At 63.5% G+C, this 18,191-nt stretch carries 19 protein-coding genes and 1 other RNA gene; 9 read left to right on the forward strand and 11 right to left on the reverse strand.

All coding sequences use genetic code 11. The features are described 5' to 3' along the window. The first annotated feature begins 11 nt into the window (after positions 1–11). Positions 12–275: a hypothetical protein gene (locus tag RXV95_RS13895; RefSeq protein ID WP_338466626.1), complete on the forward strand. Its 264-nt coding sequence runs from the start codon at positions 12–14 to the stop codon at positions 273–275. Between the two features lie 182 nt (positions 276–457). Here RXV95_RS13895 and ssrA read toward each other — a convergent pair. Continuing rightward, positions 458–837: a transfer-messenger RNA gene (ssrA, locus tag RXV95_RS13900) on the reverse strand. A 34-nt stretch (positions 838–871) separates the two neighbouring features. After that, positions 872–1,303 carry a large conductance mechanosensitive channel protein MscL gene (gene mscL / locus RXV95_RS13905; RefSeq protein WP_338468575.1) on the reverse strand — a complete coding sequence of 144 codons (432 nt, stop codon included), beginning with the start codon at positions 1,301–1,303 and terminating at the stop codon, positions 872–874. Between the two features lie 245 nt (positions 1,304–1,548). Between mscL and RXV95_RS13910 the strand changes: the two genes are divergently transcribed. The 6 genes from RXV95_RS13910 (at position 1,549) to RXV95_RS13935 (ending at position 5,785) form a co-directional block, all read left to right on the forward strand. Next, positions 1,549–2,223, forward strand: a complete 675-nt coding sequence (locus tag RXV95_RS13910; RefSeq protein WP_338466627.1) for a LemA family protein — start codon at positions 1,549–1,551, stop codon at positions 2,221–2,223. Positions 2,224–2,246: 23 nt separating this feature from the next. Next, on the forward strand, positions 2,247–3,035 hold the full coding sequence (locus RXV95_RS13915) for a TPM domain-containing protein (protein ID WP_338466628.1): 789 nt from the start codon (positions 2,247–2,249) through the stop codon (positions 3,033–3,035). Positions 3,036–3,053: 18 nt separating this feature from the next. Continuing rightward, positions 3,054–3,734, forward strand: a complete 681-nt coding sequence (locus RXV95_RS13920; RefSeq protein ID WP_338466629.1) for a hypothetical protein — start codon at positions 3,054–3,056, stop codon at positions 3,732–3,734. Positions 3,735–3,742: 8 nt separating this feature from the next. Continuing rightward, positions 3,743–4,288, forward strand: a complete 546-nt coding sequence (locus RXV95_RS13925; protein WP_338466630.1) for an NUDIX hydrolase — start codon at positions 3,743–3,745, stop codon at positions 4,286–4,288. Next, positions 4,288–5,067 carry an SDR family oxidoreductase gene (locus RXV95_RS13930; RefSeq protein WP_338466631.1) on the forward strand — a complete coding sequence of 260 codons (780 nt, stop codon included), beginning with the start codon at positions 4,288–4,290 and terminating at the stop codon, positions 5,065–5,067. Before RXV95_RS13925 ends, RXV95_RS13930 begins: the two co-directional genes overlap by 1 nt. Before the next feature lie 148 nt (positions 5,068–5,215). Beyond that, positions 5,216–5,785 (forward strand): hypothetical protein, encoded by a 570-nt coding sequence (locus RXV95_RS13935; RefSeq protein WP_338466632.1) that lies wholly within the window; start codon positions 5,216–5,218, stop codon positions 5,783–5,785. A 48-nt stretch (positions 5,786–5,833) separates the two neighbouring features. Here the strand turns inward: RXV95_RS13935 and RXV95_RS13940 are convergent, their stop codons facing one another. The 4 genes from RXV95_RS13940 to RXV95_RS13955 are packed head-to-tail and all read right to left on the reverse strand — an operon-like array spanning position 5,834 to position 9,310. After that, positions 5,834–6,214, reverse strand: a complete 381-nt coding sequence (locus tag RXV95_RS13940; protein ID WP_338466633.1) for a VOC family protein — start codon at positions 6,212–6,214, stop codon at positions 5,834–5,836. Between the two features lie 23 nt (positions 6,215–6,237). Continuing rightward, positions 6,238–7,350, reverse strand: a complete 1,113-nt coding sequence (locus RXV95_RS13945; RefSeq protein ID WP_338466634.1) for an S-(hydroxymethyl)glutathione dehydrogenase/class III alcohol dehydrogenase — start codon at positions 7,348–7,350, stop codon at positions 6,238–6,240. Between the two features lie 60 nt (positions 7,351–7,410). Further along, entirely contained in the window at positions 7,411–8,787 is a 1,377-nt protein-coding gene (locus RXV95_RS13950; RefSeq protein ID WP_338466635.1) for an MFS transporter, read from the reverse strand. A gap of 52 nt (positions 8,788–8,839) precedes the next feature. Continuing rightward, positions 8,840–9,310 carry a MarR family transcriptional regulator gene (locus tag RXV95_RS13955; RefSeq protein WP_338466636.1) on the reverse strand — a complete coding sequence of 157 codons (471 nt, stop codon included), beginning with the start codon at positions 9,308–9,310 and terminating at the stop codon, positions 8,840–8,842. Between the two features lie 66 nt (positions 9,311–9,376). Between RXV95_RS13955 and RXV95_RS13960 the strand changes: the two genes are divergently transcribed. Both RXV95_RS13960 and RXV95_RS13965 read left to right on the forward strand, forming a co-directional pair. Further along, entirely contained in the window at positions 9,377–10,858 is a 1,482-nt protein-coding gene (locus RXV95_RS13960; RefSeq protein ID WP_338466637.1) for a carotenoid oxygenase family protein, read from the forward strand. A gap of 243 nt (positions 10,859–11,101) precedes the next feature. After that, positions 11,102–11,563 carry a DUF3237 domain-containing protein gene (locus RXV95_RS13965; RefSeq protein ID WP_338466638.1) on the forward strand — a complete coding sequence of 154 codons (462 nt, stop codon included), beginning with the start codon at positions 11,102–11,104 and terminating at the stop codon, positions 11,561–11,563. An 18-nt stretch (positions 11,564–11,581) separates the two neighbouring features. On the opposite strand, the gene RXV95_RS13970 is transcribed toward RXV95_RS13965, so the two are convergent. The 5 genes from RXV95_RS13970 to RXV95_RS13990 all read right to left on the reverse strand — a co-directional run bounded on the left by RXV95_RS13970 (position 11,582) and on the right by RXV95_RS13990 (position 18,144). Then, positions 11,582–13,195: an MFS transporter gene (locus RXV95_RS13970; RefSeq protein ID WP_338466639.1), complete on the reverse strand. Its 1,614-nt coding sequence runs from the start codon at positions 13,193–13,195 to the stop codon at positions 11,582–11,584. Then, entirely contained in the window at positions 13,192–14,247 is a 1,056-nt protein-coding gene (locus tag RXV95_RS13975; RefSeq protein WP_338466640.1) for an amidohydrolase family protein, read from the reverse strand. The genes RXV95_RS13970 and RXV95_RS13975 overlap by 4 nt, the downstream gene beginning before the upstream one ends. A 141-nt stretch (positions 14,248–14,388) precedes the next feature. Beyond that, positions 14,389–15,816, reverse strand: a complete 1,428-nt coding sequence (locus RXV95_RS13980; RefSeq protein WP_338466641.1) for an NAD-dependent succinate-semialdehyde dehydrogenase — start codon at positions 15,814–15,816, stop codon at positions 14,389–14,391. Between the two features lie 105 nt (positions 15,817–15,921). Continuing rightward, positions 15,922–16,671, reverse strand: coding sequence for a nuclear transport factor 2 family protein (locus RXV95_RS13985; RefSeq protein ID WP_338466642.1), 750 nt, complete (start codon positions 16,669–16,671; stop codon positions 15,922–15,924). A 60-nt stretch (positions 16,672–16,731) separates the two neighbouring features. After that, complete coding sequence (locus RXV95_RS13990; protein WP_338466643.1) at positions 16,732–18,144, reverse strand: MFS transporter; 1,413 nt, start codon at positions 18,142–18,144, stop codon at positions 16,732–16,734. Positions 18,145–18,191 lie beyond the last annotated feature (47 nt).

Below are 18,191 nucleotides of genomic sequence, written 5' to 3' on the forward strand. Positions count from 1 at the left end.
CAAGGACGATAATGCTGCGCAAGGTCGGCCGGCTGTTCGTGGTCAAGACGCGCTGGGAAGCGTTCATGATCATCTATGCGCTGGCGACCGGTGCGATCGAGCGCGGGCAGCATTACATGACGCGGTTCCCCGGTTTCGGCGGCTGGCTACTGCTGCTGGCCTGCACCGGATCTGTGTTCATGGCCGGCGCGAAGATGCTCGATTGCCTGAAGCACGAAAAGGCCGCCAAGGCGCGCGAAGGCACGTTCGTTCTGGTTGAAGAGGAAAAGACCTGACCGGCGATTTTGCCGCTCTGCATATCCCGATCGCGCTTTGTCATCCCGGATCGAGGGCGGGACACGGGGATGTCCTGCAAGGGAAGCGGTGGGGGTTTCTGTTGCTAGGCACCCGCGCTTTTCGATGCGGGGGAGAAACGCCGCGCCTGACCACAGCGGGACACCTGTCTGGCAACGGAAGCGGTGGGGGTTTCTGTTGCTAGGCACCCCCGGGCCCCCGAATTCCCTTCTGTTACCCGGTGGGTTCAACCGTGCTCAAGGCTTTGTAAATTCGGGCCGTTAGGCCGTAAAATTACGCAGCGAGAGCAAGTGCGTCGTTGTCGTTGGCACTTGTAGGTTTTGAGCCTTTAACGGGTTACTCAGCCCGGACGAAAACAGCGCTTTTCAACACACGTCGATCCTAGTTCGGCCCCGTCATCCGCCCCGATTGCGCGGGAAGGGTGGTGGAGCCGGCGGGTACTGCCCCCGCGTCCGCTGCGCCTATTGCACGCCGCAGTTTATCGTCATAGCCGGCCGAAACCGGCAGGCCCTATATAGGCGTTCCCGCCTGAATGAAAAGTGGACGGCCCCCGAAAGAAGCCGCCCACGCGAACGGATCAGGCCTTTTTCTTCAGCTCGTCGCGGATCTCCTTCAGCAGGTCGACCTCGCTCGGCCCCGCGGGCGCGGCTTCCGCTTCCTTGGGCGGGTTCATCTTGTTCGCCGCCTTCACGATCAGGAAGATGATCCAGGCCAGGAACAGGAAATCGACGCACTGGGTGATGAAATCGCCATAGCCGATCATCGCCACGCCCGCTTCCTTCAGCGCGGCATAGTCGGTTGGCGATCCCTTGTAGGTATCGGGTATCGTGCCCAGCAGGATGAAGTGGTTGGTAAAGCTCTTGCCGCCCATCAGCCAGCCGATCACCGGCATGATAACGCTTTGCGTAAGCGAGGTGACGATCTTGCCGAAGGCCGCGCCGATGATCACGCCAACCGCCAGGTCCAGCACGTTCCCGCGCGAGACAAAGTCCTTGAATTCCTGCATCATGGTCATGCGCCAGTCCTCCTTCTTCCTCTGCGCGAAGGTGTGCCACCGCCAGCACGGCGCGACAAGCGGGCCTTTGCCGTTCGCGAGCAAATCAGATGCATTCGCTTCGGGCATTTCGGACGGGACTGTCTTGAACCCACAATACAGCTCGTTATCTTGTAGGCTGCTATCGATTGCAAAGCGCATCGCCGGTGCGGTCCGTTCCCCGGATCGTGTGCCCGGCCAGACAAGAGGTTTCCGGAACCATGGCCGCTTCCCCGTTTGCCCGCATCGGGCGTTTCCTGTTCGTCGTTGCCGCCGCCGCCGGCCTTGCCGGTTGCGGGATCAACTCGATCCCCACCGCGGACGAGGAAGCCAAGGCCAAGTGGGCCGACGTGCAGAACCAGTACCAGCGTCGCGCGGACCTGATCCCCAACCTGGTCGCCACGGTGAAGGGCTATGCCACGCACGAGGAAAAGACGTTGAGCGAGGTGACGCAGGCCCGCGCAAGGGCCACTGGCGTTACCCTTACGGCTGACGACCTGACCGATCCCGCCAAGATGGCCGCGTTCCAGCAGGCGCAGGGCCAGCTTTCGCAGGGGCTCGGCCGCCTGATGGTCGCGGTGGAAGCCTATCCCGACCTCAAGGCGAACCAGAACTTCCTTGCGCTGCAAAGCCAGCTTGAAGGCACGGAAAACCGCATCTCCGTGGCGCGCCGCGACTATAACGAGGCGGTACGCCAGTATAATACGCTGATCCGCACGTTTCCGGCGATCATCGGCGCCAAGGTGATCTATGGCGCCAAGCCGATGGTACCGTTCCAGGCGACCACGCCGGGCGCGGAACAGGCCCCGACCGTGAGCTTCGATTCGGCCCCCGCCCCCGCTCCCGCGGCCAACGACAACACCGCCCAGCAGCCCGGCCAGGCCGCGGCGAACTGATGCCCCGCACCGGGGTGCCCGCGATGAAACGCCTTTTCCTCCTGCTTTTTGCCGTGCTGGCCTTCGCAAGCCAGCCGGCGCTGGCCGAGCCGACCTTTCCCAAGCTGACGGGCCGCGTGGTGGACGATGCGCATATCCTTTCGGCTGGGGAAGTGCAGGCGCTCGACGCGAAGCTGGCGGCACTGGAACAGCAATCCGGGCACCAGCTGGTGGTGGCCACGCTGCCCTCGCTCCAGGGATACGACATCTCGGATTACGGCTATCAGCTCGGCCGCGCGTGGGGCATCGGCAGCAAGGCGAACGACGACGGCATCCTGCTGATCGTCGCCCCGAAAGAGCGCAAGGTGCGGATCGAGGTGGGGTACGGCCTTGAAGGCATCATAACCGACGCGCTTTCCAGCGTGATTATCAACACGCAGATCACGCCGCAATTCAGGAAAGGCGACATGGCCGCCGGCATCGATGCCGGGGTCGATGCGCTGGTGCAGCAGCTCCAGCTTCCGCCGGACCAGGCGAAGGCGCGCGCCGCGCAGCTTGCCGCACAGGCGAAGAAGGCAAACGAGCCGCAGTTCGATTTCGGCACGGTGGTGTTTTTCTTCATCTTCTTCTTTTTCTTCGTCCTGCCCTTTTTCCGCGCGATGCGCGGCGGCGGGCGACGCTATGGCCGCGGCCCCGGCGTGATGATCTTTCCCGGCGGCGGCTGGGGCGGAGGCGGCGGCTGGGGCGGCGGAGGCGGCGGCTTTGGCGGTGGCGGCGGGTTCTCCGGTGGTGGCGGCAGCTTCGGCGGCGGCGGCGCAAGCGGCAGCTGGTAGGCGCGGGGGAGAGACGACATGGCCTTCAAGCCGCTTACCAAGGCGGATCACGAGATTGTCCGCAGCGCCGTTGCCAGGGCGGAGGACAATACCTCTGGCGAAATCGTGACGATCGTCAGCACGCAGTCCGACGGATACTGGGATGTGGCGCTGGCGTGGAGCGCGTTTGTCGCGTTCCTGGCGCTGGCCGTGCTGGAACTGGCGCCCGGTTTCTACCTGTCGTTGTTCGAACGGGTCTTCGGCCTCTGGGCGGTGGAATGGACGCCGCGCGCGGTGCTGGGGCTTGCCCTGACCGTCGTCTCGTTGAAGTTCGCGGGCATGACGCTGCTGCAATTGTGGAAGCCGCTGCGCTTTTTCCTGGTGCCCGGCCCGGTGCGTTCGGCCCGCGTCCACGCCCGCGCGCTCACCTGCTTCAAGGTGGGCGCGGAACGCCGCACCCACGGGCGCACGGGCATCCTGATCTATCTTTCGCTGCGCGAACATCGCGCTGAAATCATCGCGGACGAAGCCATCGCCTCTCGCGTTTCGCCCGATGAATGGGGCGCGGCGATGCACGCCATGCTGGAACACATCCGCGATCGCCGCATTGCAGAAGGCATGGCGGCAGCGGTTGAAAAGGTTGGCGAAGTGCTGGCCGAACACCTTCCGCGCGCCGCCGACGACGTGAACGAGCTGCCCGACCGTCTTATAGAAGTGTGACCCGTGCCATGAGCGACCCCGACGCAAACGCCCCCGAAGAAGTGATGTGGGAGGGCCGCTTCGTCATCGCGAAAAAGAAGGGCCGATGGGAATATGTCAGCCGCGCGCGCGACATCCGTGCGGCGGTGATCCTGGCCATCGACCATGACGACAAGGTGATCCTGGTGGAACAGTACCGCGTGCCGCTTGGCCGCCGGTGCATAGAGCTTCCCGCCGGGCTGATCGGAGACGACGACTCCGCGAAGGACGAACAGGCCACCGCCGCCGCCGCGCGCGAACTGGAAGAGGAAACCGGATATCGCGCCGGACGGCTTGAACTGATCGGTGATTTCTATTCCTCGCCCGGCATGGTCAGCGAAAGCTTCTCGCTGATCCGCGCCTTCGACCTTGAACGCGTATCCGAAGGCGGCGGGACAGAGCATGAGGACATCACCGTGCATCACGTTCCCCTTGCAGGGATCGGACATTTCATCGAAACCCACCGAAACGACGGCAAGGCGATCGACGTGCGGTTGCTGATGCTGCTGGGACAGGACATCCTCGGGAGGGCTTGATGGGACGTGTTGAAGGCAAGAAGGCGCTGGTAACCGGCGCCGCACAGGGGCTGGGCGCGGCAACCGCGAAAATGCTGGCGAAACAAGGCGCGCAAGTCCTGCTGACCGATATCAATGCCGAAGGCGTTGCTGCCGTCGCGGCCGAAATCAACGACGCCCACGGCGCGGGAACCGCGTTTTCGCTGCGCCACGACGTTGCCGACCCGGCCGACTGGAAGGCCGCCATCGATCTTGCGACCGAGGCCATGGGCGGGCTTTCCATCCTGGTGAACAACGCCGGCATCGGCGTGCGCGGCAACATCGAAACCTGCACGCTGGAAGAATGGAAGCGCGGCTTTTCGGTCAACGTCGACAGCGTGTTCCTGGGCTGCCAGACCGCGCTGCCGCTGATGAAGGACACCCAGCCCGGATCGATCGTCAACATCAGTTCCATCGCTGGCCTGATCGCCAGCGATACCATGCCCGGCTATAACGCCAGCAAGGCGGCGGTGTGGATGCTTTCGAAATCGGTCGCGCTCTATTGCGCGAAGATGGGCTGGGACATCCGTTGCAACTCTGTCCACCCCACTTTCATCGACACGCCGATCCTTGACGGCATGACCAAGAGCAGCGGGCACCCCAAGGACGTGATCATGGGCAAGCTGGCGCGCCAGATCCCGCTGAACCGCGTGGGCGAACCGAACGACATCGCCAATGCCGTGCTCTACCTCGCCAGCGACGAGAGCAAGTTCGTGACCGGCGCGGAACTGAAAGTGGACGGCGGCATCAGCGCGAAGTGACGGGTGGGCGTCGCGGGAATGGCGTAATGTGGCAACATGCTGCTCCTCCTGAAACGTCCTTGCCCAAGGGCTAACCATACCGGTTCACCCGGAATTTACCGACTTGCGATGTGATTTCGTAATTGTTGTGATTCGGGAAATCGCTCGCATGGGTGATGGAAATTCGCCAACGCCGCCGGCACCGTCGTGCAAGCTCTGCTGTTTCTGGGCACCGAACATGGTGGGCGAAGCGGCGCGGGAAGGCGTTTGCCGAAAGCTGGCCGAAAACCAGAAATACTACGGCTCGCTGATTACAGAGGCCGATGACAGGTGCGACAATTGGGCGCGTCTCGGTGTTTATGAAGATGCCGAGGGGCAGGTGCACGAAGAGCGCCGGATCGCCCTGCGCAACCGGATCAACCTGCCCGCGCAATTCCATACCGCCGGCGGCGACCAGGCGGTGTGGCTGGCCGACATATCCGAATATGGCGCGGGCATCAGCCTTGCCGACCCGCCGATGGTCGGCACGCCGGGCATGCTGAAGTGGGGATATTACGAGGTCTTTTTCACCGTGGCGTGGGCCAACGACGATTCGTGCGGCGTCATGTTCGATGCGCCCATTTCGGGCGAGATCGTGCTCGAAGCGATCCGCAAGGGCGGATTGACCAACAATCGCTCGGCCCAGCCGTCACGCATCGCGCCCGGCCACAAGCGGGCCAGGCTGGGCGCGTCAACCTGACGCGACGCGGCGGAGAGGACGCGATCGCCCTCCCCGCCTCGCCATTTATCAAGCCGCGTTGGGGTTCGGCGCGAACACGCAGATCTTGTTGCCGTCCGGATCGAGCAGGTAGGCGCCGTACTGCTGGCCCGGCGACTGTTCGCGCACGCCCGGCGCGCCTTCGTCCGTTCCGCCGTTGGCAAGACCCGCCGCGTGCCACGCATCGACCGTCGCCGCGTCCTTCGCGACGAAGCCCAGCGTATGGCCGTTGGAGACGGTGTGCGATTCGCCGTTGCGCGGCGTCGCCACGATCAGCGCGCCGGTGGGGCTGCCATAGGCGGTGCCATGCGGCAGCGGCGCGCCGGTATAGCCCAGTGTGCTCATCACCGCGTCATAGAACTTGCGCGAACGCGGCACGTCGTTGGTGCCAAGGAAGCTGTGCGTAAACATCTGTTTTGTCTCTCCGTAATACCTCAGAAAACCACGACGCTGCGGATCGACTTGCCCGCGTGCATCAGGTCGAATGCGGTGTTGATCTCTTCCAGACCCATGACGTGGGTAATCATCGGGTCGATCTGGATCTTGCCGTTCATGTACATGTCCACGATCTTGGGAACGTCGGTACGGCCCTTGGCCCCGCCAAACGCGGTGCCGCGCCAGTTGCGGCCGGTGACGAGCTGGAAAGGACGCGTGCTGATTTCCTTGCCCGCTTCGGCCACGCCAATGATGATGCTGGTGCCCCAGCCGCGGTGGCAGGCTTCCAGCGCGGTGCGCATCACTTCGGTGTTACCGGTGGCATCGAAGGTGTAGTCCGCGCCGCCATCGGTCATCAGCACGATCTTTGCCACGATGTCCTCGCGGCTCATCCCCGTGGTGTTGAGAAAGTCGGTCATGCCGAACTTGCGGCCCCATTCCTCGCGGTCGGGGTTGAGGTCCACGCCGATGATCTTGTTCGCGCCCGCCAGCTTCGCGCCCTGGATCACGTTCAGCCCGATGCCGCCCAGGCCGAAGATCACCACGTTGTCGCCCACTTGCACCTTGGCGGTATTGATCACCGCGCCAACACCCGTGGTCACGCCGCAGCCGACATAGCAGCTGGTCTTGAACGGCGCGTCTTCACGGATCTTGGCAACCGCGATTTCCGGCAGGACGGTGAAGTTGCTGAACGTCGAGCAGCCCATGTAGTGGAAAATCTGCTGCCCCTTGTAGGAAAAGCGGCTGGTGCCGTCGGGCATCAGCCCCTGCCCCTGCGTGGCGCGGATCGCGGTGCACAGGTTGGTCTTGCCCGAAAGGCACGATTTACACTGGCGGCATTCCGGCGTGTAGAGCGGGATCACGTGATCGTCCGGCTTCACGCTGGTTACGCCCGGCCCCACTTCACGCACGATGCCCGCGCCTTCGTGGCCAAGGATCGAGGGGAAAATGCCCTCGCTGTCCAACCCGTCGAGCGTATAGGCGTCTGTGTGGCAGATGCCGGTCGCCATGATCTCTACCAGGACTTCGCCCTCCTTGGGGCCTTCCAGGTCGACCTCGACGATTTCGAGCGGCTTCTTCGCCTCGAAGGCGACGGCGGCACGCGTTTTCATGGCGATGCTCCTATCAATGAAATTTTGTATGCGGCACTTACAATCCTGCGGTCGGCGCCGTCAATCCAGCGGCTCGCCCGCAGGCATCTCTTCCAGCCCCAGCTTGTCCGCATCCTGCAACGGCAACAGCGCGAACAGGATGAGGGCTATGGCAGAGCCGAGCGACATGATGGCGGAAACGGCCAGCAACTGGTCGTTCCCCAGCGTCTTGAACAGGAAGCCCGCGATAATAGGAGAGCCTGCCGCACCGAACCGCCCGATGCCCAGTACAAAGCCCGTGCCGGTCGCGCGCGCATAGGCCGGAAAACCCAGCGCGAAGGCGGCATAAAAGCCCACGATCGCCGCGTTGGTGGCAAACATCGCGAACGATGCGGCCGCGCGCCAGCCCAGCAGGGTGGGGTGGCCTGTGCCGAACCAGATTACCGCGATCACGCCCAGCGCCAGCATGGCGATGGTCGGCGCCTTGATCTGCCAGCGCTTCATCAGGAAGCCGAACAGGAACCCGCCCAGCGCGCCGCCCACGTTTGCCCAAAGCAGCACGCTTGACGCATCGGGCTGCGAATAGCCGGGCGGATAGTCGGCCACGATCTTCACCGCCCACTTGAGGATGAAATAGAACGTGATGGTGTGGAACATATATCCGAAGGCCAGCAACAGAGTGACCGGGCGCAGCTTCGGGTTGGTCAGGATATCGGAAACCTTCGGCCTGGCCGCTGTCGGAGAAATGGCCGGGAGTGCGCTTATCAGCGGCTTGCCCAATGCCTTGAGCGACCGGTTGATCCTCTCCACCGCGCCTTCGGGCCGGCGCGCGGCATAGAACGCGGGGGTTTCAGGCACCAGCAGCATGACCAGCGGGATCATAACCGCGGTGCAGGCCGCGCCGAACAGGAAGACCGCGCGCCAGTCGTAATAGACAAGCAGCCATTCCTTCGCCGCGATTCCGCCGAACACGCCGCCCAGCGGATAGCCGATCACGTAAAGCGCCATGGAAAGGCTGCGGCCCGACTGGCTGGTGCTTTCGGCAACGACCGCGTTGGTGGCAGCCAGCATCCCGCCGATGCCGATACCCGTGATGAAGCGCCACGCCGTGATCGGCGCAACCGCCTGTGCCGCGTGCGCCAGATACATGCCGATCGCCATGACCACCAGACAGGCCAGCATCGTCAGCTTGCGGCCGAACCGGTCGGCCATGCCGCCCAGCAACACGGAGCCGACGCCCATGCCGACCAGCTCGGCGGACAGCACGATGCCCAGCGCTTCGCGGTCGATGCCCCATTCCTTCGAGATGCCGACAGAGGCGAAGGCGCTGGAAAGCACGTCGAATCCGTCAAGCGCGTTAAGCGCAATCATCAGCGCAACGACAATGCCCTGCCGGATACCCATCGGGTTTTCATCAATCACGCCTTGCGGATCGCGCACGCCCACCGAGCTGTTCATCTGTCCAATCCTCTCCCCGCGAATTCGCTCAAAATCCAGTGCCTGCTTGCGACTATTCGTGAATTCGCGACAGCATTTCCATCAGCACTTTCACTTCTTTGTCGGTGAAGCGGCTTTTCACCCAGGCTTCATGCTCGCCAATGGCCTTCTTCGCTTCGGCCAGCACCCGAATGCCTTCCGGCTCAAGGAACAGCGCCTGTTTGCGCCCATCGGTCGGTGAACGGTCACGACGCAGATAGTGCTTGGCCTGCAGGCGATTGATGATCGCCATCGTGGTCGCACGATCCATCCTGAGGCGTTGGGCAAGGTCCGTCTGTGCGATTCCGGGATGATCGTCCACCAGCCACAGAACCGATACCTGCTTCTGCGTAAGGTCCAGATCGGCGAAAGTTTCCGTGAAGTGGCGAAGGCATGCGCCATGCGCGAGACGGATGTGAAAGCCCAGAATCTCGTTGATCTGGCCGATGTCGCCATCGTCGTGGTCCACCGGAGTCACCGCGTCTTCGAATTTGTCCTTGATCAATGCCTCGCCCCCAATCGTCCTTGTTTATTTGTTTGTATCACATACAATCTGCACGAGGAGGATGCCATGGCCGAATTTCCACAAACACCTAGTTTCACCGGATTCAACACACCGTCGAGGATCGAGGCGGATATCGTCGACCTCGCGCACGAGGGTACGATCCCGCAGGGCTTAAACGGCGCGTTCTATCGCGTCCAGCCCGACCCGCAGTTTCCGCCGCGCCTTGCCGACGACATCGCCTTCAACGGCGACGGCATGATCACCCGCTTCCACATCCACGACGGACAGGTGGATTTCCGCCAGCGCTGGGCGAAAACCGACAAGTGGAAGCTGGAACACGAAGCGGGCAAGGCGCTGTTCGGCGCCTATCGCAATCCGCTGACGGACGACGAATCGGTGAAGGGCCGCATCCGCTCCACCGCAAACACCAACGCCTGGATCTATGCCGGCAAGCTGTGGGCGATGAAGGAAGACAGCCCCGCCCTGCTGATGGACCCTGCCACGATGGAGAGCGGGGAATTCGCCACCTGGGGCGGCAAGATGAAGTCCATGACCTTCACCGCGCATCCCAAGATCGACCCGAACACCGGCAACATGGTCGCCATCGGCTATGCCGCCAGCGCGCTGTGTTCGGACGATTGCGCCTATATGGAAGTGAACCCCGAAGGCGAGCTGGTTCGCGAGATATGGTTCAAGGTTCCCTATTACTGCATGATGCACGACTTCGGGATTACCGAGGATTACCTCGTGCTTCACGTCGTGCCGTCGATCGGCAGCTGGGAACGGCTGGAAAAGGGCCTGCCGCATTTCGGCTTCGACACCACGATGCCGGTCTATCTGGGCATCATTCCGCGCCGCGACGATCTGAAGCAGGAAGACATCCGCTGGTTCAAGCGCGACAACTGCTTCGCGTCACACGTGCTCAACGCCTGGCAGGAAGGCACCAAGGTCCACTTCATCGTGCCCGAGGCGAAGAACAACATGTTCCCCTTCTTCCCCGACGTTCATGGCGAGCCGTTCAACGGGCTTGAGGCGATGAGCCACCTGACCGACTGGACCGTGGACATGGCATCCAACGGCGAGGATTTCGATTCGATCACGCAGCTGACCGATACCGCCAGCGAATTCCCGCGCATCGACGATCGCTTCACCGGCAAGAAGACCCGCTATGGCTGGGGGCTGGAAATGGACATGAAGCGCCCGGTGGAACTGAAGGGCGGCAGCGCGGGCGGGCTGTTGATGAACTGCCTGTTTCTGAAGGATCTGGAAACCGGCAAGGAACAGCACTGGTGGTGCGGCCCGGTCAGCTCGCTTCAGGAACCGGCCTTCGTCCCGCGCTCCAAGGACGCGCCCGAAGGCGATGGCTGGATCGTTCAGGTCTGCAACAGGCTGGAGGATCACAACAGCGACCTGCTGATCTTCGATGCGCTCGACATCGAAAAAGGCCCGGTTGCGACCGTGCACATCCCGATCCGCCTGCGCTTTGGCCTGCACGGCAACTGGGCCAATGCGGAAGAAGTCGGCCTGCTGGAAACGGAAGCAGCATAATCCAACCCCCTCCCGCCTGCGGGAGGGGAGCGAGACTTGTCCCCGCGCAAGCGGGGCTACAGCATTGCGCTTAAAGGTTGAATCAGAAGCAATGCTGTAGCTGTTTGTTTTTACGCATTTTCGAACCGAGAAACCGGATCCACTTTTTCTGAAAATGCTTTAGTCGCAGCGGGGTGGGCATTTGCGGGGGTCGGCGCACGTTTCGCCCACCCCCGCCCCTCCCGCAAGCGGGAGAGGAGAACAATGATCAAGCCAGACCTCGAATTCGTTTACGAAGCCACAGGCGACCTGGAACCGCCGCGCCAGATCGGCGAGACCTATGACGGGTCGCGCCGCATCATCCCCATCGTGGGCGGCGGGCGCGTGGAAGGGCCGCTCATCAAGGGCAGGCTGGTGGGCAACAGCGCCGACTGGCAACTGACCCGCGCGGACGGGGTAACCGTGGCCGACGCGCTCTATGCGATCGAAACGGACGACGGCGTCGTAATCCAGATCCGCAACAAGGGGCTGCGCCACGGCCCGCCAGAAGTTATGGCGCGGCTTGCGGCGGGCGAGGACGTGGACCCGGCCGAATACTATTTCCGCACCGTGCCGGAGTTCATCGCGCCCAAGGGCAAGTACGAATGGATGAACCGGTCGATCTTCATCTGCTCTGGCGCGCGCTATCCGGCGGGTATCAAGCTCTGGGTCTGGCGGGTGCTGTAAGCGCCCGCTCTCATTTCGTCAGACCGGCTCGCCGGCGGCCCTCGCCCGTTCCACCACGCGCGCCTCGTCCCCTTTTACGCGCAAGGCCAGCACCAGCAGCATCGCGGCGATCGGCAGGCCGACCCAGTTGACCGAGCGGATGGCGAACGAAAGGTCGCCGCCATGGGCATCGCTGATCAGGCCGACCAGATACGGCCCGGTGCCCAGCCCGCAAATTGTCGACACGATGATATAGGTCGATGCCGTGATGCCGCGCATCCGGGGCAGCACCTGATCGTAAAGCGTCGCATAAAGCGGGGGCAGCCACATCGTCAGCACAAGGCTGTAAAGCGTGAAGCGCAAATAGAACGCGGCGGGATCGGCCGCGGTATAGACCCACAGCGCCATCAGCGGCGAAACGCCCATCGAAAAGAACGCCAGCCACACGCGCCCGGTGCCGGGCACTTTCGCGGCCGCCCAATCGGAAACCGGGCCGGAAATCATCGGCCCGATCACGCCGATCGCGCCTGCCAGCAGGCCGAACTGCACGCCGGTTTCGGCTGGCGACAGGCCATAGCTTTTCATCAGGAACATCGGCGTGAAGCCCATCACGCCATAGTTGATGATCATCTGCAGCGATCCCGCCGCCATGCACAGCACCAGCGATGGCGAGGCCATCACCGCGTGCGCGGTCGGATCGGACAGTTTCAGCGACTGGATCAGGTTGACCACCACGAAAACGCCGAAGCCCACCACACCCCATTGCAGCACGTGCGCATTGACCGGGACGCCGCCGATGTGCAGCGGCGCGCGCGGGGACAGCGCGTTGCCGATGTTTATGGCGACCGCCATTCCCGCAACGATCAGCGCCAGCGCAATCAGGTTGAACAACCATTGCTTCCCGCCAGCCCCGCGCCGCGCCATCGAAAGCCAGTGCGATCCGGGCGTGACCGACCCCAGCACACCCGCGCTGGCACGGAACGGGTGCGGATCGTGCGGCGTGGGCAGCCCGTCGATCGCGCCGCGCACCGGCTCTTTCATCCGCCACAGGAAAAAGGCCAGCGGCAGGCCGGGAGAAGAAGCGACAAGGAAAGCGAACTGCCAGCCCGCCAGCCCCAGCGGTGCCGCCGCGCCGCCTCCGCCATAGCGCGCGTCCCACCAGTCCGCCGCCACGCCGCCAAGGATGGAGGACAGTCCCAGACCCACCGCGATGGCCGCCGCCATGACCGCCATGGCAAGCCCGCGCCGGGGCTTTGGGAAATAGTCATAGACAAGGCTCGTCCCCGCAGGCTGGGCCGCCGCCTCGCCGATCCCCACGCCCAGCCGCGACAGCGCCAGCATGGCAAACCCGCTGGCAAAGCCCGCCAGCGCGGTGGAAACCGACCAGAACGAGATACAGATCGCCAGCAGCCGCGTGCGCAGCCAGCCATCGGCCAGCCGGCCCAGCGGCAGCGAGAACAGCGCATAGAACAGCGCGAACACCGTGCCGTAAAGCAGCCCCATCTCGGCATCGCCGATGTGCAGATCAGCCTTAATTCGCGGTGCAAGGATCGCAAGGATGTTGCGGTCGAGCAGGCTCAGAAGCTGGGTTATCGAAACCAGCGCCAGCGCATACCAGCCGCCCTTCGCGACCTTCGATCCGGGTTGGCTCACAGCTTGAACCAGCGTTCCGCGTTGGTCTGGAAGAACTTCTTCTTCTGCGCGTCAGTAATGGCCAGGTTATCCATCGCGCGCACTTCATCAGCCACGTATTCGTATGGATAATCCATCGCGTAGAGCACCCGGTCCTCGCCCATCACATCGATCATCAGCTTGATCGCCGGTTCAAACGGCAGGCCCGAACAGGTGCCGAGGAAGTTGTTGCGCATATAGTGGAACAGGTCGTGTTTCAGCGGCTTCAACCGCTCATACCTGTTCGACCGCACGCCCGCGTTGAACATATAGTTTGTGCGATAGAGCCAATAGGGCAGCGCCTCACACCCGTGCCCGGCCATTATCTGAAGATCGGGATAGCGATCGAAGATCCCGGTCGTGACAAGGCGCAGCAGGTGATAGCTGGTTTCCACCGCGAAACCGAACACCGCGCCATCCAGCCCGGCGTCGATCATCCCGCCCATCATCTCGTCGGGCAGCGTCGCCGGATGGATGTAGAGCAGTTGCCCGGTATCGGAAAGCGCGCGGAAGATCGGGTCGAACTGCGCCTCGTCAAGGTAGTGGCCTTGCGTGTGGCTGTTGATCTGAACGCCCTTGAAGCCAAGTTCGTTCGCGCCGCGGCGGATTTCGGCGGCGGACCATTCCGGGTCTTGCGGAGCAACCGCGGTCATGCCGATGAAGCGGTCCGGGTGCTTCGCGCAAGCCTCGGCCAGCGTATCATTCGCGCGCCGCGCGATGCCCTTTGCCTCTTCGGTGTCGAGCATCGGCTGAACGCCGGGACTGGTAAGCGCGAGGATCGCCTTGTCGATCCCGGTTTCGTCCATGTGCCGGATGCGCATGTCGCCAAGGTCGAGCAGCCGGTCCATGATCTGTGTCGCGCGTTCGGACGGACTGGTGGCATAGAACCCCCAGAGCGAGACCATGCCCTTGTCCGCCGTGCCGTCGCGCACCATGCGCAGGAACACGTCCACCTGTTCGCGCGTGGCAAAGGCTTCCTCGGTCGCGATGCGCAGATAGCCGCGATCGCCGCCGGTTTTCAGTTCGTGGGTCATATATCCTCTCCGCAAGATCAGCGCGAACGTGCTTCGGTGCTTCGACAGGCGCAGCAATCAGCACGAACGGACGTTGTTGTTCTCAATCCCCAAGACCCGTTCGCCCCGATCTCATCGAAGGGCGCCCGGGCGGCGCCACCTTCACCCTTCGTGCACGGCCTTCGTCACAAGGCATGCCATCAGCCCTTCGGGGCCGTCCTCGTGCCCGTGGCCCGACCACTTGACCCCGCCGAACGGACTGTCCGCCCCGCCGATCATGGTGGAATTGATGCCCAGCATCCCGCTTTCCACATCGCGCATCAGGCGCTGCTGGCGCTTGGAATCCTGCGTCCAGGCATAGGCGGCAAGGCCATAGGGCAAGCGGTTCGCTTCCTCGATCATCGCGTCCTCGCTGGTGAAGCGGTTGATCAGCGCGACCGGGCCAAACGGCTCTTCGTTCATGATTTCCGCGTCCAGCGAGATGTCGGACAGCACGGACGGCGCATAGAAATACCCGGCGTTGCCCACGCGCTTTCCGCCGGTGTGCAGCGTTGCGCCCTTCGCGATAGCATCGCCGATCATGCGGTCCATCGCTTCGGGCCGGCGCGGGTTTGCCATCGGGCCCATCTGCGTCCCGTCCTCAAGACCGTTGCCGATCTTCAGCGCGGATGCGCGTTCGGCAAAGCCGGTGCGGAACTTTTCGAACACCGCATCCTGCACGATGAAGCGCGTCGGGCTGACGCAGACCTGGCCGGCGTTGCGATACTTGTGCGGCACCATCGTATCGAGCACGCGGTCCACATCGACATCGTCGAACACCAGCACCGGGCCGTGGCCGCCCAGTTCCATGGTGGTGCGCTTCATGTCGTCCGCCGCAAGCTTCGCCAGGTGCTTGCCCACAACGGTCGATCCGGTGAACGAAAGCTTGCGCACGATGGGGCTGGCCAGCAGGTGGCGACTCACTTCATCGGGCACGCCGAACACCGCCTGCGCAACCTGCTTCGGCAGTCCCGCATCGAGCAGGCACTGGAGCACGCCCAGCGCCGATGCGGGCGTTTCTTCCGCCGATTTCAGGATCACCGAACAGCCCGCGGCAATCGGCGCGCCCAGCTTGCGGCCGGGGTTGCCCAGCGGGAAGTTCCATGGCGCGAAGGCCGCGACCACGCCCACAGGCTGGTGCATCACGGTGGAGCGCATGCCGGTGGGCCGCACCAGCGCACGGCCATAGATGCGGAACACCTCGCCCGCATAGAAGTTGAACAGGCCGACGTTCATCAGCACTTCGATGCGGCTTTCGGCGAGCGGCTTGCCCTCTTCCATCGTGGCGACGCGGGCCAGGTCTTCCTGGCGTTCCAGCATCAGGCGCGCCGCGCCCTGGAGCACGGCGGCACGCTGCTGCGGCGTCGATTCGCGCCAGATGCGGAAACCTTCGCGCGCGGTTTCCAGCGCACGGTCGAGGTCGGCCGCGTCCGCCAGCGGCAGTTCGCCCAGCCGTTCGCCCGTTGCGGGATTGACCACGTCGAACGTGCGCCGGCCGCCGCCGGACACTTTTTCGCCGTCGATGATCATGTGGAGCGCGGGGTATTCCATCACATCCCTCCGTCATCCCGGCGACAACCGGGATCGCTGTAGTCCTGGCAATGCACCTGGCCGGTCGCGGTCCCGCATTCCTCCGGGACCGCGACCGGCGCTAGCTCAGGCGTTGGCCTTGGCCTTGGCGCGGTCGATATCGCCCTGCCAGCGCTGGGCCACCATGTCTTCGCCGGTGATCGGGTGCTTCATGTGGAAAGGCAGCAGCTTGTGCGTGGGCCACAGCCAGTGGTCCTCGATCAGTGCGTCGGGGCCGCTGGGATCTTCGGGATAGAGCACCTTGGGGAACGGCACGTATTCGGCCTTGGTGTGCGCCCAGCCGGTTTCGAAATCGGCATGCCAGTGCGGGAAGTAGTTGAGAACGTGGATGCGCCACTTGCCGTCGGCGCCCTTCCTGTAGGTGTTCTCGTAAAGGCCGCCTTCCCACCACTGGCGCGCGCCCATCGCGGGATTGTCGGGATCGGTATAATCCTCGTGACGGCCGGCCTGCATGGTCGAACGGCCGCGCAACCTGGCGGTAACGCCGTCGGGATCGATATCGACGATCGCCTGGATCTGCGGGTGATCGAGCAGGAAGCCGTCGATCGGGCCGTTGTTGTCGTGCGTGAAACGCTTGCGGAAACGATCGACATAAAGGCGGCGCACGCCTTCCTTGCCCTTCCACACACCGCCGAAGAAGCGCACTTCGCCATCGTCGGTAAACAGGTCCACCACCTGGTCGTACATGCATTTGTCGATCAGGTAGCCGTACAGGTACTGCAGCTTTTTCACGTCCAGCTCGTCCTCACGAACGACAAGGCGCTTTTCCAGCTCGTCGACCTTGGCGGCAAGCGATTGCAGCGTAACTTCGGACATACTCCTACTCTCCCGATTTCGTATGTGTTGCTTACAAAATGCGTGACGAGGCGAGGCTTGTCAACGCCCTAGCGCTTCAAGGCGCGCAACTTCCTTCCGGTACGGCTTCATCGCGCGGTACATCAGCACGCAAGCCGAAGGCAGGACCACGGCGGCGGTGATCACCAGCGCTTCGCGCAGCTTTTCGGGATCGCCCACGATGTATTGCGAGACCAGCCCGATCACGAAGCTGCCCATCGCGCCGAAGAACGTGAACATGAACAGGTAGAACGCCGTCACCTGCCCGCGCATGGAGTTGGGTGCGACGCGCTGTACCGCGGCGTTCTGCGGCACCGCTCCGGCAAGGCCGAACATCACGGCGATACCGAAGCCGATGATCGAACCCCATGCCGTCGGTGAAAGCAGCGCCCCCAGCGTGCTGACCGTGGTGCCGCAGAAGAACAGGAACGCCGCGCGCACGTTGGCGTCCTTGTGGCGTTTGGCGAGAAATTCGACGACCGCGCCGCCCAGCACCAGCCCGGCAAGCGATCCGATCAGCCCGACAAGGCCGATCGCGCCGCCGATCTGCGCCTCGTTCCAGCCGAAAGTGCGGATCATGAACGGGACGCGCCAGAAGGCCAGACCGAAACTTTCGGTCGCGCTCAGTGCCAGGGCGGCAAACAGCGGATAATAGACATAACCGCCCGCGTGGATCGCCTTCGCCGCATCCCAGCCCATGAACGTCACCGCCTTGCGCACCAGCAAGGCGTTTTCCGGCGGCTGCTCGACATCGGCAACGGGCGCGGCGCGCTCCGGCTCCTTTACCGTCAGGAACATCAGCGCGGCGATGAACGAGGGGACGGCAAGCCCGATCAGTATCCATTGCCAGGAAAACACGCGCAGCCCCATCAGGCTGCCCGTGCCCCAGCTTGCCGTCGCCACGATCAGCCACCCGCCCAGGATCGGTCCCAGCGTGGTTCCGCCGATGAAGCCGAACTGCAACAAGGCGAAGGCGCGGCTGATCTTCTTCGGGGGGAAGGCATCCGCGATCAGCGAATAGGAACTGGGTGCGTGCGCCGATCCCCCGGCCGCAAGAAACACGCGACTGCCGATGAACTGGACATAGGTCTGCGCCATGCCGCCCAGCGCGGTGACAAGGCCGGTCACCGCCACGCCGCCGGCCAGCACGTATTTGCGCGGCCAGATGTCCGCCAGCCGGGCCAGCGGGATGCCCACGAACAGGTAACAGATGATGCTGGCGGGGCCGGCAAGGAAGCCCAGCTCCGAATCGGTCAGCCCGAAATCGGTCTTGATCCGCTCTCCCAGCATGCCGAACACGACCTGATCGAAAAACGTGAGGAACGTTGCGAAAACAATCACGAACAGCGCCCAATAGGCGGCGCCCGCGCTGGGCCAGCGCTTGCCCGGAATCTCCCCGCCCTCGGGCTCTACGATCTCCACACCCGGCGATGCCGGAACCGCTCCACCTGCCATTCCATTCCTCTCCCGAACTGCCGGGGCCTCTTTCGCACCCTTGGCAA

The sequence above is a fragment of the Novosphingobium sp. ZN18A2 genome (assembly GCF_036784765.1).
Classification (GTDB): Bacteria; Pseudomonadota; Alphaproteobacteria; order Sphingomonadales; family Sphingomonadaceae; genus Novosphingobium.